General features: G+C 38.2%; 14 protein-coding genes. 12 read left to right on the top strand and 2 right to left on the bottom strand.

Annotated features, from left to right (window positions below; genetic code table 11):
• The first annotated feature begins 212 nt into the window (after positions 1–212).
• The 4 genes from AC2YJL_RS21750 to cccB all read left to right on the top strand — a co-directional run bounded on the left by AC2YJL_RS21750 (position 213) and on the right by cccB (position 3,406).
• Complete coding sequence (locus AC2YJL_RS21750; protein ID WP_407819219.1) at positions 213–1,946, top strand: alkaline phosphatase D family protein; 1,734 nt, start codon at positions 213–215, stop codon at positions 1,944–1,946.
• A gap of 26 nt (positions 1,947–1,972) precedes the next feature.
• Positions 1,973–2,191, top strand: coding sequence for a twin-arginine translocase TatA/TatE family subunit (locus AC2YJL_RS21745; RefSeq protein ID WP_195695708.1), 219 nt, complete (start codon positions 1,973–1,975; stop codon positions 2,189–2,191).
• Positions 2,192–2,250: 59 nt separating this feature from the next.
• The gene (gene tatC / locus AC2YJL_RS21740) at positions 2,251–2,967 is read left to right on the top strand and encodes a twin-arginine translocase subunit TatC (protein ID WP_230933790.1); all 717 of its coding nucleotides are present in this window, start codon (positions 2,251–2,253) and stop codon (positions 2,965–2,967) included.
• A 124-nt stretch (positions 2,968–3,091) separates the two neighbouring features.
• Entirely contained in the window at positions 3,092–3,406 is a 315-nt protein-coding gene (gene cccB, locus AC2YJL_RS21735) for a cytochrome c551 (protein ID WP_013059743.1), read from the top strand.
• Positions 3,407–3,431: 25 nt separating this feature from the next.
• Here the strand turns inward: cccB and AC2YJL_RS21730 are convergent, their stop codons facing one another.
• A complete protein-coding gene (locus AC2YJL_RS21730; protein ID WP_369361651.1) occupies positions 3,432–3,968 on the bottom strand; it encodes a flavodoxin family protein in 537 nt (178 codons plus the stop codon).
• Between the two features lie 338 nt (positions 3,969–4,306).
• Here AC2YJL_RS21730 and ftsE point away from each other — a divergent pair, with 338 nt between their 5' ends.
• From ftsE to pruA, 8 genes are all read left to right on the top strand, one after another.
• Positions 4,307–4,993 (top strand): cell division ATP-binding protein FtsE, encoded by a 687-nt coding sequence (gene ftsE, locus AC2YJL_RS21725; protein WP_013085414.1) that lies wholly within the window; start codon positions 4,307–4,309, stop codon positions 4,991–4,993.
• Positions 4,983–5,873 carry a permease-like cell division protein FtsX gene (gene ftsX, locus AC2YJL_RS21720; RefSeq protein ID WP_369361650.1) on the top strand — a complete coding sequence of 297 codons (891 nt, stop codon included), beginning with the start codon at positions 4,983–4,985 and terminating at the stop codon, positions 5,871–5,873. Before ftsE ends, ftsX begins: the two co-directional genes overlap by 11 nt.
• A 160-nt stretch (positions 5,874–6,033) precedes the next feature.
• Complete coding sequence (locus tag AC2YJL_RS21715; RefSeq protein ID WP_195695711.1) at positions 6,034–7,242, top strand: murein hydrolase activator EnvC family protein; 1,209 nt, start codon at positions 6,034–6,036, stop codon at positions 7,240–7,242.
• A gap of 173 nt (positions 7,243–7,415) precedes the next feature.
• Complete coding sequence (locus AC2YJL_RS21710) at positions 7,416–8,855, top strand: S41 family peptidase (RefSeq protein WP_369361649.1); 1,440 nt, start codon at positions 7,416–7,418, stop codon at positions 8,853–8,855.
• A 162-nt stretch (positions 8,856–9,017) separates the two neighbouring features.
• Positions 9,018–10,208 (top strand): PDZ domain-containing protein, encoded by a 1,191-nt coding sequence (locus AC2YJL_RS21705; protein ID WP_025752562.1) that lies wholly within the window; start codon positions 9,018–9,020, stop codon positions 10,206–10,208.
• A gap of 26 nt (positions 10,209–10,234) precedes the next feature.
• Positions 10,235–10,459: a DUF2198 family protein gene (locus AC2YJL_RS21700; protein WP_013085410.1), complete on the top strand. Its 225-nt coding sequence runs from the start codon at positions 10,235–10,237 to the stop codon at positions 10,457–10,459.
• Between the two features lie 316 nt (positions 10,460–10,775).
• A complete protein-coding gene (locus AC2YJL_RS21695) occupies positions 10,776–11,690 on the top strand; it encodes a proline dehydrogenase family protein (RefSeq protein WP_369361656.1) in 915 nt (304 codons plus the stop codon).
• A 27-nt stretch (positions 11,691–11,717) separates the two neighbouring features.
• Positions 11,718–13,289, top strand: a complete 1,572-nt coding sequence (gene pruA, locus AC2YJL_RS21690; RefSeq protein ID WP_195695714.1) for an L-glutamate gamma-semialdehyde dehydrogenase — start codon at positions 11,718–11,720, stop codon at positions 13,287–13,289.
• Positions 13,290–13,355: 66 nt separating this feature from the next.
• Here pruA and AC2YJL_RS21685 read toward each other — a convergent pair whose 3' ends face one another.
• Positions 13,356–15,017, bottom strand: a complete 1,662-nt coding sequence (locus AC2YJL_RS21685; protein WP_230933786.1) for a sigma-54 interaction domain-containing protein — start codon at positions 15,015–15,017, stop codon at positions 13,356–13,358.
• Between the last annotated feature and the right edge of the window lie 142 nt (positions 15,018–15,159).

Genomic DNA, 15,159 nt, shown 5'->3' with positions numbered 1-15,159 from the left:
TTAAAAAGAAAATCGAGAAAATACAGAAATTTAAAGGTTGCTGTCGTAAGTTCGCTTATTTTGTCAATGAAATAAAATGGTTAAAAATACCTGATTTGCGGCAAGTGCTTCTTTACAATCCTTTATACCCCTTTTACAAACAGGATTTATAATTTGAGTTAAATCATGAGGAAGGGGCATGTGCAGTGGAAAATAAATCATTAAACGAATTAATAGAGCAAGTGAAACAGAATAGCTTTTCTTCGAGTAAAGGGTTTGATAGACGGCGTTTTTTACAAGGAGCTGGAAAAGTAGCAGGAGTATCACTTGGCTTAACAATTGCTCAGTCTATTGGTTTAAATGCAGTAGAAGCTTCAGCTGCAGCGCCTAAATTTTCAAGTTATCCGTTCACTCTAGGTGTCGCATCAGGAGATCCTTTAGCAGATAGTATTGTTCTTTGGACAAGATTAGCACCAGACCCGTTGAATGGCGGGGGGATGCCTAATCAACCTATTCCAGTAAAATGGGAGCTTAGTGAAGATGAAGACTTTCATCGAATTGTCAAACGAGGAACAGAAGTGGCTAGACCTGAACTTGCTCATTCGGTTCACGTTGATGTAAAAGGATTAAAGCCGAGTCATATTTATTATTATCGATTTAAAAGCGGTCATGAGTTAAGCCCTGTTGGAAAAACAAAAACACTTCCTTCAGCAAATGCAGAAGTAGCCAGCATGACGTTTGCGTTCGCTTCGTGTCAGCAATATGAACATGGGTACTTTACAGCCTATGAGCATATGGTTAAAGAACAATTAGATTTTGTCGTTCATTTGGGTGATTACATCTATGAATATGGACCAAACGAGTACGTGGCTGCAAGCGGAAATGTTCGTACTCACAGCAGCGCAGAAATTCAAACGCTGCAAGACTATCGAAACAGGCATGCTCAGTACAGGTCAGATGCCAATTTGAAGTCTGCTCATGCTGCTTTTCCATGGATTGTGACGTGGGATGATCATGAAGTAGAAAACAATTATGCAAATGTAATTCCTGAAAAAGGCCAATCAGTAGAAGCATTTATCCAACGTCGCGCTGCAGCTTATCAAGCTTATTACGAACACATGCCTTTGCGCCAAACATCCTTGCCTCACGGAACGGATATGAGATTGTATCGTGATTTTTCATATGGCAAACTAGCTTCTTTTCAAGTGTTGGATACGCGTCAGTACAGAGATGATCAAGCAAACGGAGACGGAACAAAGCCGCAAACGCCAGAATCTCTTGATTCCAAACGTACGCTATTGGGGAATGAACAAGAAAAATGGCTGTTTACTAATCTTGAAAAGTCATCGTGTCACTGGAATGTGCTGGCTCAACAAATTTTCTTTGCACCAAGAAAATTTGGAACGGCTGCTAAGCCTACATACAGCATGGATGCATGGGATGGGTATACGGCGAATCGTCAGCGCGTCATGGATTTTATTGAACAGAAAAAGTTAGACAACGTCATTGTACTAACTGGAGATGTACACGCTAACTGGGCTTCTAACTTATACGCGGATTTTGCTAACCTTAATTCAAGAATTATTGGTGCAGAGTTCATCGGCACCTCCATCACTTCCGGAGGGAACGGAGCAGATAAAAGAGCAGACACGGATAAAATTTTAAGTCAAAATCCACACCTCACATTTTTTAATGATTATAGAGGATATGTAAGGTGTACGGTAACTCCTGATATATGGCAAGCCGATTATCGCGTTGTGCCTTTTGTAACAGAGCCTGGTGCAGAAATTTCAACTCGAGCTTCCTTTCAATATGAAAAAGATGGAAAAGGTATGAAGGAAGTTGAAGTAAATAACGTGCCGCGTGGACTAAAGATTTCTAAGGAAGTAGAGGAAGATCGTATGCGGGCACATGGGAAAGCACATGAAAAACAAGAGTTGAAAAAGAAAGAAAAAGTCCACCAGTAAACTGAGTAAGAAAAAGGAGGTCAAGTATGTTTTCTAATATTGGAATCCCTGGTTTGGTTATTATTTTAGTTATTGCGTTAATAATTTTTGGACCGTCTAAGCTGCCAGAAGTTGGAAGAGCGTTTGGACGAACATTAACTGAATTTAAAGGAGCAGCAAAAGGGCTTGTATCGGATGATGAAGGTGTTAAAGAAAAGCAGACCGCAACTGTTTCTGAACAAAAAGGGAATGAATCCACATCGTAAGTAAGGAAATAGACGAGGAAACTCGTCTATTTCTACTTGTCAGAAAGGAGAGAAAGACAATGGGAGAAATGAGCTTGATGGAGCACCTTGAAGAATTGCGTGTTCGTATTATTAAAACACTTTGTGCATTTGTAGTTTTACTTATTGTCAGTTTTGTATTTGTACAAGATATTTATCAGTGGCTAGTAAAAGGTTTGGACGGCAAGCTTGCGGTACTTGGACCAAGTGAAATCGTATGGATTTATATGGTGATTGCATTTGTTTTTGCGCTGGCCTTTACACTGCCAGTAGCTGCTTATCAAGTATTTCGGTTTGTTTCACCTGGTTTAAAAAAGGAAGAATATAAGGTTCTGATTACCTTCATTCCATTCTTTTTTCTTTTGTTTGTAAGCGGGCTGGGGTTCGGTTATTTTGTTCTGTTTCCAATGGTTTTAGCATTTTTAACGGGCTTGTCGAATGATCAGTTTTCACTGATGTTTACGGCGGAGCATTATTTCCGTTTTATGCTTAATCTGTGTTTACCGTTTGGGTTTTTATTTGAAATGCCTTTGGTTGTTCTATTCTTAACGCGCTTAGGGGTTCTAAACCCTTTAAGATTAGCTAAAGCAAGGAAGTTCTCTTATTTTGCTTTAATTGTGATATCTGTACTTATTACTCCTCCTGATTTTATTTCGGATATTTTAGTCATTGTCCCGCTTCTGCTTTTATATGAGCTCAGTGTCACAATTTCACGCGTAGTATACAAAAAACGTTTAGGAAACGAATCAATTGCTTAATCGTATACATAAGTGTGATGAGAGAATTCATGAAATTGAAACAAAGTCCTTGTAAACAGAGTGTTTTAAACATTCTGGAGTAGGTTATAATAGAGTGAAAACTCTACAGCAAGGGGGAGAAGGCTTGAAAAAAGTATTACTGACGTTAACAATCGGTCTAGCGCTTGTTTTGTCCGCGTGCGGCGGAGGAAGCTCTAAAAATGAATCTGCTGGTGAATCTTCAGCGAGTGCAGAAGACATTGTGAAGAAAAACTGTACAGGCTGTCACGGAGTAGATTTAGGAGGAGCGAATGGACCAAGCTTGCAGCATGTAGGCAGCAAGCACTCAGAAGCTGAAATTGAAAACATTATTAACAATGGTCAAGGCGGTATGCCAAAAGGACTAATTAATGAAGAAGATGCAAAAAAAGTTGCTGCTTGGCTGGCAAAGAAAAAATAAGACGGATATCCGTCTTATTTTTGTGTTAAAGCTGCTTTAATTCTTGGTTTAAAACAATGGCTTGCTTTTGAGCTTTGACATCTTTTGCTATGTCTCCAGGTGCATTGGCTTCTCCAATGATGTATCCACTAAAGGAAGAGCCAATAAAATCGACAATGTATTGAAATTGCATAATAAGAGGAAGAGCTTTTACAGATGCGCCTGTGCCCCCTACTACTAATACATACACGCGCTTATTTTTCATTTGTTCTTTAAAGTTGATTGTCGAATCTCTAAGACTTTCAGACCAACGATCCACAAAGTTCTTCATTAATCCGCTCATACCGTACCAGTAAAGAGGCGTAACAAATAAAATAGTGTCGCGCGCTGCCATCTTTTTCGCTATATCATAATAATCATCTTGTTGATTGGTAAACCCAAGTTCATCGTGACGCATATCAGTAATAGGGTTAATGGTATGCCGGCGCAAGTAAACTTCTTCCGTATTGATATCTTTTAAGACTGCTTTAGCTAATTCCTCCGTATTTCCGTTTTCTCGTGAACTTCCATAAATGGTGATCATGTTATCCCTCCTCATCGTTTTTCTTATTTATCATACCTTGTTTGTAAAAAAAGTAGACATGAATGTGCTTTGTCTAACGATATTCGTAAAAAATGAACAGCAAAAAACAACAGAATTAAAAATAAGGATAAATTCTCATACCCTGCTAAAAATATCCTACTTATGTCATATTTGAAATAAAAATGTAATATTTTTGGGGCTTATTTTCACGAAGAGTGATGTTATAATGAGAAAGCGCGTGAGAAGAGTCGAATTTTTGGTTTGGATTGTAGAGTTTTGTCGTATTTTGACAAGTTTTACATAGTATTAAAATAACACACTTGATTAGGTGATTACTTATGATTGAAATGCAAAATGTATATAAAACGTATCCGAACGGTGTAAAAGCAATCAATGGCATTAGCATCAAGATTAATCAAGGTGAGTTTGCTTATATCGTAGGACCAAGTGGAGCAGGAAAATCCACTTTTATTAAAATGATGTATCGTGAAGAAAAGCCTTCTTCAGGAAATATCATTGTAAACGGTGCAAATGTAGCAAAAATAAAAGATAGCAGAGTTCCTATCTTTAGACGTCATATTGGTGTAGTCTTTCAAGATTTCAAGCTGCTTCCAAAATTAACGGTCTATGAAAACATTGCTTTTGCACTAGAAGTAATTGAGCAAAGTCCCGAAGAAATTAAAAAGCGAGTGCTAGAGGTGCTAGAGCTTGTTAAGTTAAAGGGTAAAATGGATTCTTTCCCTGATGAACTATCTGGAGGCGAGCAGCAGCGTGTGTCTATTGCACGTTCAATTGTGAATAGTCCTAAGGTTGTCATCGCCGATGAACCGACAGGGAATCTTGATCCGGAGACTTCGTGGGAAATCATGGATATCTTTGAGGAGATTAATAAACGCGGTACGACTATTTTAATGGCAACGCATAACCGTGAAATTGTAAATACAATTCGAAAGCGTGTAATTGCGATTGAAAATGGAAATGTTGTGCGCGATGAAGTAAGAGGTGAATACGGATATGAAGGCTAGAACATTCGGGCGCCACTTACGTGAAGGATCTAAAAGTTTAGGAAGAAACGGCTGGATGACATTCGCATCTGCAAGTGCTGTTACCGTGACGCTCTTGCTTGTAGGCGTATTTTTTATGTTGATGATGAATTTAAACCACATTGCTAAATTGATTGAAAATGATGTGGAAATTCGTGTTCACGTTGATGCTGCAGCGACAGCAGATGATCGAAAAGCAATGAAAGAAAAGCTAGATGCAATTAAGCAAGTTGATACGGTGACGTTTTCTTCTAAAGATAAAGAGTTAAAAGATTTAATTAATAGTATGGGTGATGAAGGACAAGCTTTTGAACCGTTTGAACAGCAAAACCCATTAAATGATGTATTTGTTGTTAAAACAAAAGAGCCGACTGATGTCGCAAAAGTAGCTAAACAAATTGAGAAATATCCGTATGCAGCAAAAGTTCAATACGGACAAGATCAAGTTGAAAAGTTATTTAAAGTGCTGAAAGTAGCTCGTAATATTGGAGTAGTGCTGATTTTAGGGCTTCTATTTACAGCAATGTTCCTAATTTCAAATACAATTAAAATTACGATTGTAGCTCGCCGTGAAGAGATTGAAATTATGCGCTTAGTTGGAGCTACAAACTCCTTTATTCGCTGGCCGTTCTTTATTGAAGGTCTGTTTTTAGGAGTGCTTGGTTCTATTGTACCAATTGCAGTTATTATCGGTGTATACAGCGTTTTATATAATGAAGTTCAACCTAAGTTTGATGGATTCTTTGAACTTTTACCTGCCTTTCCATTCGTGCTTCAAGTGTCGCTATTATTAATAGTGATCGGCGGTCTAATTGGGATGTGGGGAAGTACATTATCCATCCGTAAGTTCTTACGAAAATAAGAATAGATTTTTAACATAATAGATTACAACAACCTCACATTTGATGTTTATCAAATGTGAGGTTGTTGTGTAATTACACATAAAAATAGAAAAAAGTGCTAATGGGGGTCTTGCTAATGCCCGTTTATACGGGGAAATATGTGCAGATGGGGAGAAACAAATGACACGTAAGACATTAGTAATGACAGCAGCAGTTTTAGTTGGACTAAGTGCGGCTTGGATAGGTAATGAAAAAATTGCTTATGCAGAAAGTGCCAGCACTACTAAACTCAGTGATTTAGAGAAAAAAAGTGATGATGTGAACCAAAATATTAATCAAAATAAAGAGAAATTAAAAGAGGTTCAAGAAAAGCAAAAAAACGAAGAAGCTGAGATTGCACGCTTGGATTCAGAGGTCGGACAAACGAATGCAGATATCCGCAGCCGTGAATCTGAAGTAGAAAAAGCAAAGCAAGACATCGAAAAGCTGAAAAGCGAGATTGACGTTGTAAAAAAACGAATTGAAAAACGAAATGAGCTATTAAAAAAACGTGCTCGTGCTTTACAAGAAAATGGCGGGTCTGTGGATTACATAGATGTACTGCTAGGCTCTGAAAGCTTCGGAGACTTTATTAGCAGAGTGAGTGCGGTTTCGACAATTGTAGGGGCTGACCGTGATTTGTTAATGCAGCATGAAGCCGATAAAAAGGCAAAAGAAGAGAAAGAAACAAAAGTTCAAAACAAGCTAACGGAAGTAAATCAAGCGCTTGAAGAACTTAAAAATCTTCGTGCGCAGCTGCAAAAACAAGTGGATGAAAAGAATCAGCTCATGCAAACGCTCAAAGATCAGGAAAAAGAATTTAATGAAGAAGCCGTTGGATTAGAAGAGCAAGCTTCTATTTTAGCTGATCAAAAAAATGCAGCACAAGCTCAACAGCAAGAAATTGAAACAGCCGGGGCAACAGAGGGGGCACCCCCTGTTACAAGCGGGTCGTTTATGAGGCCGGCAAAGGGCCCGGTAACATCTCATTTTGGGTATCGAGAAACGTTTGGAAGAGGACACTACGGTATTGATATTGGAAAGCGAGGAGAAAGTGTGCCAGTTGTAGCCGCAGCAAGCGGAAAGGTAATTAGAGCATATCATTCTTCTTCTTTTGGTAATGCCGTATTTATTCGTCACAATGTAGAAGGTCAGACGTGGGTTACAGTTTATGCTCATTTAGAGAGCTACAGCGTCTCAAGCGGTCAATCTATCAATAAAGGTCAACAATTAGGTTATATAGGGAACACAGGACGTTCGTTTGGTGCTCACCTGCATTTTGAATTGCATAAAGGCGATTGGAAAGGCAAAAGTTCCGCTGTAAACCCTGAAAGTTATATTAAATTTTAAGTTCCTAGCATACGTGGTACAAGCTCAACATATAGTTTAACAAAAAGGCATCGCACTTGATTTGTGTGATGCCTTTTGCTACAAATAACACATGCATCCTTTTTATTACATAGTTTTGGTTGTATCTATTATAATAAGAAGAGATGGCTTAAGGTTGAGGAGGATGAAAGAACTTGAATCGGAAAATCGTTGCACTATTAATGGCACTCTCCTTAGTTGTTGGAGCAGCAGGTACATATTTTGGCATTCAGTATGCAAATGCTGGAACGGTCAGTACCCCCCTTACAACTTCTTCAAATGATAGTAAAGTGGAAAAGGAAGAGCTAGACAAAATCAAGCAAGCTTATGAACTGATATCTTCAAAATATTACAAAGATGTAGATGACAAAAAATTATTAGATGGCGCAATCCAAGGGATGGTACAAACCTTAGGAGACCCTCACTCATCTTACATGGATAAGAAAACGGCACAGCAATTCACGCAGTCTCTTGATTCATCGTTTGAGGGAATTGGCGCTGAAGTAAGCATGGTAGATGGAAAAGTAACAATCGTAGCTCCGTTTAAACAATCTCCTGCGGAAAAAGCAGGATTAAAACCAAATGATCAGATTTTAAAGATCGATGGTAAAAGTATCGCGGGTCTGGAATTGAATGAAGCAGTATTAAAAATTCGCGGTAAAAAAGGCTCTACCGTGACATTAGATGTTCAACGACCGGGCGTGAAAGAAATGATGAAAGTAAAAGTTGTAAGAGATGAGATTCCAATTGAAACCGTCTATTCTTCTGTTAAAAATGTAAACAATAAAAAAATTGGCTACATGGAAATTACGTCATTCTCTGAATCAACGGGAGACGAATTTACGAAACAGTTGAAAAAACTTGAAAATAAAAATATTGATGGCTTAGTTCTAGACGTTCGAGGAAATCCTGGTGGCTATTTAACGAGCGTTGAAAAAATGCTTGATAAATTAGTGACGAATAAAAAGCCATATATCCAAATTGAAGATCGTAACGGTGAACGTCAAAAAGTGGTTTCTTCAATGAAAAAGCAAAAGGATTATCCAATTGTGGCCTTGATTGATGGAGGGAGTGCATCCGCTTCTGAAATTCTTGCCGGGGCATTAAAAGAAGCAGGAGGATACAAGCTAGTCGGTGAAAAATCCTATGGAAAAGGAACCGTTCAACAAGCTGTTCCAATGGAAGACGGCAGTAATTTAAAATTAACGTTCTATAAATGGCTAACGCCTGATGGAAACTGGATTAACGAAAAAGGTATAAAACCAACGGTAGAAGTCAAGCAGCCGGATTATTATTATGCAAATCCAATTCAAGTTGATAAAAAGCCATTAACACGTGATATGACAGGTGACCAAGTGAAGAATGCTCAAGTGATGCTAAAAGGCCTTGGCTTTGAACCTGGACGTACAGACGGATATTTTAGTAAAGAGACAGAAACAGCTGTAACTGCATTCCAAAAAGCCAATAAGCAAAAAGCTACAGGTGAAATCGATGAAGATACAGCAGCGCTTTTACAAACAAAACTTCTAGAAAAAATTAAATCAAAAGATGAAGATCGTCAGCTTCAAACGGCTTTAAAGCTAGTTAGTCAATAAGAAGTAGAAAAAGTTCCGTGCTTTTCCAAAGCACGGAACTTTTTTAGTAAAAACAACATTGTCGGTTAGTGATGCATTTTGATAAAATAAAGAAGCCTATGATACATAACAATCAATCGTAAATGTTGTAATAAAAATGTGAAAAATACAGGTGGTGAAAAAATGGATTTTGCATTAGAGCTCTTAAAAGGTATCGGGCGTTTGTTTTTACATCCGTTAACTTATCTATTTCTGCTCGTCTCGTTTTTTGTAGGTCTTTCTCGCGTCAAGAGAGAGCGTCAGAATTTTCATGTTCGCGTGTTTGATTTTATTTTAGAAGCAAAATATTTATTTTTTCCAGGTATCATTATTGGGTTGATTTTATCCGTTGTTACCGTGTTGCTAGGTGTCTATGTATCTATAGGAATGATTGTACTTGTAGCTGTTTTAACTTTTATCATAAGCGGTCCGTGGACGTTTAAATGGCTTTCTCCTTCTTACACCGTAGGACTGGCTGTGCTTGCAACCTTGCTTATTCCGGCATCTGGTTTCGGTGAAGGATTTATTCAAACGTGGTCTGTGCAAGCTCATAACGCAGATTTACCTTCTCTGACTATTTTAATGTCTCTGCTTGTATTAGCAGAAGGATATTTAATTTGGAAATTTGGAGCAAAAGGTACGTCTCCAGCCATTGTGAAAAGTAAAAGAGGGCAGGAAATTGGAGCTCATTACTCTCAAAAATTATGGGTTGTCCCGCTTTTTGTCTTAATTCCAGGCAGCGCCATTACGTCTGTGTTTCCATGGTGGCCTGTGTTATCTATTGATGGAACATCATTTAGCCTGTTTTTTGTTCCTTTTGCTATCGGTTTTTATCAGCGAATTCAAAGTATGGTGCCGTTTAAATCTATTGAATTTACCGGTAAGCGTGTATTAGCATTAGGCGTGGGATTAACGATCATTACGATTGCTGCTATTTTTTATCCTCTTGCCGCTGTAGCTGTTGTTATTCTAGCGATCATAGGAAGAGAGTGGATTCGTTTGCAGCAGCGTCGAAGCGATGAAAAAGCGCCCGCACTGTTTACTAAGCGTACACAAGGTTTGGTTGTATTAGGAATCATCCCTCATTCTCCGGCAGAGAAAATGGGTTTGAAAGTAGGAGAAGTGATTATTAAGGTAAATGGAATCGCTGTATCTGAGGTCCATAAATTTTATGAAGCATTACAAGTTAATAACCGTGCTTTTTGTAAGCTAGAAGTTATTGACGAAAATGGAGAAGTTCGCTTTACTCAGCGAGCATTGTATGACAACGAACATCATGAACTAGGTATTTTGTTTGTACACAATTATACAAAACGTGATTCACAAGCTGGTTAAAAGACAGATAAAAAGGAGAAATGTTTGTGGAAGTCAAAACGATTGCCGCAGTTTTTCTACCCGCCATATTGCTTGTTCTGTTTGCTAGAGTAACATATAACTTATATGTTGCCACAGCGCTGACGCTTTTGTTGATAGCTGTTTCTGTATATAAAGGGTACGCAGATTATCCGCTTATTATTTTAATAGATTTACTTTCAGCAGCCATTGGTTTTATATATGCAAAAAGAATGCTAGCAGCTGGAAAATAAAGATTGTTGGTTTGATAATAAGTTAATGGCTTATTATTAAACTGTACAAAAAAGCTCTCTGCACAACGTGGAGAGCTTTTTTGTGTAAAAAAAGTGAGTTAGAACTTATAACAATATTGTTTCGGTTCATTTAATGAGCGAGTATAATCAAATTAATTAGACAAATATGTTTACGAATAAAATATTTTAAACACTTGTGTATAAATTTATTTAAATAAGTGTACAGAAATGTGAGAAGGGTATAGAAAAATAAAATTATTAATCTGAAAATTTAGTTTATTTTTAATTTTAAAACATAAAAGGAGGTTTAGGATTGATGGAAGTATTAATGAGAACGATGTTTCAGTCGCTTGGCAAAAATCATTCAATGAACAAATTAGCTAAAAAGTATGGATTGAGGATGGGGGCAGCTCGTTTTGTTGCTGGAGACTCAACCGAATCAGCAATTCAAACATCTAAGGAGCTTAACAATAGTGGAAAAGTTGTTACACTTGATCATTTAGGAGAATTTGTTTTTACAGAAGAGGAAGCCAGGTTGTCTACTGCCATGTGCATTCAGACACTAGAAGCCATTGCAGAATCGGGCGTTCAATCAAATTTATCATTAAAGATGACTTCTTTAGGATTGGATATTAGCAAAGAGCTTTGTATGGAAAATATGCGCAGAATTCTACACACGGCCAGAATGAATAATATTTTTGTTCGAATTGATATGGAAGACTACTTGCACTGCCAAATCTCTCTTGATATGTATAAAGAATTACGCAAGGAATCTGATAATGTTGGAATTGTGATTCAAGCGTATCTTTATCGTACAGAACAAGATATGAATGACTTACATCAATATCAAGCTAATTTACGTCTAGTAAAAGGAGCTTATAAAGAATCACCAGAAGTATCATTTCCAGAAAAGAAAGACGTAGATGAAAACTATAAAAAAATCATTAAAATGCATTTATTAAATGGTCACTATACAGCTGTAGCAAGTCATGATGAAGAAATGATTCAGTACACAAAACGATTAGTAAGAGAAAATGGTATTTCAAATGACCAATTTGAGTTCCAAATGCTTTATGGAATTTGCGTAGAGCTGCAGGACCGTCTAGTAAAAGAAGGATATAAAGTCAGGGTTTATGTTCCTTACGGCATTGATTGGTTTGGGTATTTCATGAGACGTCTAGCCGAGCGTCCCGCCAACGTATGGTTCGTGCTGAAAAACTTCGCGAAATAAATTTCTAATTAAAGGGGACTGGTTGAAATGACAGTAAGTACAAAAATCTCAGTTTTTAAAAATGAACCGTTTACTGATTTTTCGTCAGAAGAGAATAAACAAGCGATGCAAGCGGCGTTACTGAAAGTGAAAAAAGAACTGGGACAAACATATCCTCTCACGATTGGAAAGGATAAAATCTCAACAGAAGAAGTGATTGTCTCTACGAATCCGGGAAAAGTAGATGAAGTGATTGGCAGAGTAAGCCGTGGCACTAAAGCTTATGCTGAGCAGGCAATGCAAGAAGCATCAGCAGCCTTTCAATCATGGAAGAACGTCCCGCCTGCTGAACGTGCTGATTATTTATTCAAAGCAGCAGAGCTGATGAGAGAAAGAAAGTATGAATTTTCTGCCATGCTCGTTTATGAAGTGGGGAAAAACTGGGCAGAAGCTGATGCGGATACAGCGGAGGCAATTGACTTTATGGAATTTTATGCCCGAGAAATGATTCGTTTAAGTGAAACGAATGAGCATCGTCCTTTAACGCCGGTAGAAGGTGAAAAAACAGAGATGACGTATATTCCTTTAGGCGTAGGAGTAGTCATTTCCCCTTTTAATTTTCCGCTTGCCATCATGGCTGGAACGACTGTAGCTGGAATTGTATCTGGAAATGCGGTTATTTTAAAGCCGGCTGATTCTGCACCGGTTATTGCTGCGAAATTTGTTCAATTGATGGAGGAAGTCGGTCTTCCGTCTGGTGTTCTGAATTTTATCCCTGGAGATGGCATAGAAGTTGGGGAATATTTAGTCGAACATCCTCAAACTCGTTTTATTTCTTTTACGGGATCAAGAGAAGTAGGATGTCGCATTTATGAACGTGCTTCAAAAGTACAGTCTGGACAAATTTGGTTGAAACGCGTCATAGCTGAAATGGGAGGAAAAGATGGCGTTGTAGTAGATGAAACGGCAGACTTAGAAGCGGCAGCGCAAGCGATCGTAGCATCTGCGTTTGGATTTCAAGGCCAAAAGTGTTCCGCTGGCTCTCGAGCGATTATTGTAGAATCTGTTTATGAAGAGGTTGCCCAAAAGGTAGCCGCGTTAACAAAAGAATTAACCGTCGGACTGCCTGAAGACAACCCTTCTATGGGACCTGTTATTGATCAAAAAGCGTATGAAAAAGTATTAGCCTACATTGAAATTGGCAAAGAAGAAGGAAAGCTTATTGCCGGGGGAGCTAAAGCTCCCGGAAATGGCTACTATATAGAACCTACAGTATTCAAAGATGTGGATTCAAAAGCACGAATTATGCAAGAAGAGATTTTTGGGCCGGTCCTTGCGTTGACAAAAGCAGCTAACTGGGAAGAAGCCATTGAGATTTACAATGAAACTGATTACGGTTTGACGGGAGCCTTTTTCTCTGAAGCCGAAGAGAGGATTCAAAGGGCATTAGCTACCATGCACTGCGGTAACTTATATATTAACAAAAAATGTACAGGAGCATTAGTTGGCGTTCATCCTTTTGGCGGTTTTAATATGTCCGGAACGGACTCGAAAGCCGGAGGGTATGATTATCTTCTGTTATTTACACAAGGGAAGATGACAGCGAGAAAACAGAAATAAGTTAAGTCTATAGGAAATCAAAAAATTTGACACGAAGCATCTTTAGCTTCGTGTCGAATTTTTTGATTAGTTTAGTCCGTATTCTTTGATTTTGTTGTAAAGGGTGCCCCGTGAAATGCCAAGCAGATCTGCTGCTGCACTTTTGTTTCCATAGGTTTTTTGAAGAGTCTCTTCTATTAGCCTAGCTTCTTGAAGAGAATCTTCTTCTTTTTGAACTTCTGTGAAAGAACTTGCATCCTTCAGATTGTCAGGAAGGTGCGTAAGGGTAATCAACGACTGATCACTTAGAAAAATCATTCGTTCAATCGTATTTCTCAGCTCGCGAATATTGCCTGGCCAATCGTATTGCATAAAGGCTTCGAGAACTTCAGAGCTAATGAAAGGAGCCTTCTTTTTATACTTCTTGCTGAATTCCTGTACAAATTGCTGAGTCAATGCTTCGATGTCTTCCTTATGGTCTCGAAGCGGCGGAATAATAATGTTGATGACGGTCAGCAAATAGTAAAGATTTTCATGGAATTCACCGGCTTTTAGCAACTCTTCCAAAGGCGTCGTGGTAGAGGCTACAATTCGGGTTTGAACTTGAATTTCTTCCGTGCCTCCAACGTGATAAAAGGATCGTTCTTCCAAGTAACGGAGAAGCTTAACTTGAATTTCAAGAGGCATTTTATCAATTTCTTCAATAAATAACGTCCCGTTGTGAGCCTGCTCCAGTTTTCCCGCAATGGTTGTTGGATCTTCTGAAAAGACATCTTTTTGATGACCAAAGAGCTCAATTTCCAGGAGTCCCGATGGAATAGTGGCGCAATTTAAAGATAAAAAAGGTTCTTTATGTTTAGATCCCCCGTAGTGGATGGCCTGAGCCAGCATTTCTTTCCCAGAACCAGGTTCTCCTGTTAATAAAATAGGCATATCTGTAGATGCCACTTTTTTGGCAATGTCAACGGCTTGCTTAATTTCAGGACTGATACCCGCGAAAGAAGAAAACGGATTATCTTTTGGAATGAGAAGAGACACATCAATTTCTTCATTTAATCTTACAATATTGGTAATGTCATGTTCAGTTGCGACTCCACCTATAACTCGATTGTTTCTTATAATAGGAGATGCATTGATGAGCACGTGAGTTTGTTCATTAGGACGATGATACGTTCCGCGTACAGGGCGCCCTTCATTTAGAATCGTATGTAGAATGATGGATTCATCTTTGAAATGCTCTCCGATTTTTCTACCCATAATATCATCTCTCTGAATCTTATACGTATGTTCCGCAGCAGTATTCCACAAGATTACATTTCCTTCATTATCGACCGCTGTCACTGCATCATTAATGGTTTCTGCCAATGTATCAAAATAGGAAGCTAATATCTCATTTTGGCTATGCAAATGTGTAATCCACTGTGAAGGTGTTACAAGTCCTATTGTGGTTTCTTGGTTTTCTGCTTGAATGAGGACTGGTCTGTTCCAGTTTGTGTTGGCTTGTAAATTGGCTAACGTAGAAGTAGAAGATGAAGGCCAATTTGTATCCGCTATTACTTTTTTTATAGACGATGCCTCGTCATGACCTGTTAACAGGTATCGTTCATCTTTTTGTATTACATAAAAGGTACTTGCTGTGACTATAACGAAGTCATAGTTTGAAAGTTCAGATTTCACTTTAGCTAAAGAAGTTGATTCTTCAACTGTTATAAAGGAGTTATTTATAAGAACTTGATCAACGCTTGCCATACTAAACCCCTCTCAGTACATATTTTTTATACTGTATCATAATTTAGAAATTGGCGCAAAAGCCTATCTTTTTCAAACAATTACGCAGCTTACTTTCTTTTATTGCTTTCATCTAAAGAGTTGTATTCCCTTCGAAAAGGGT

The sequence above is a fragment of the Priestia sp. SRI_019 genome, assembly GCF_057586255.1.
This window is presented reverse-complemented; position numbering and strand designations above follow the sequence as displayed.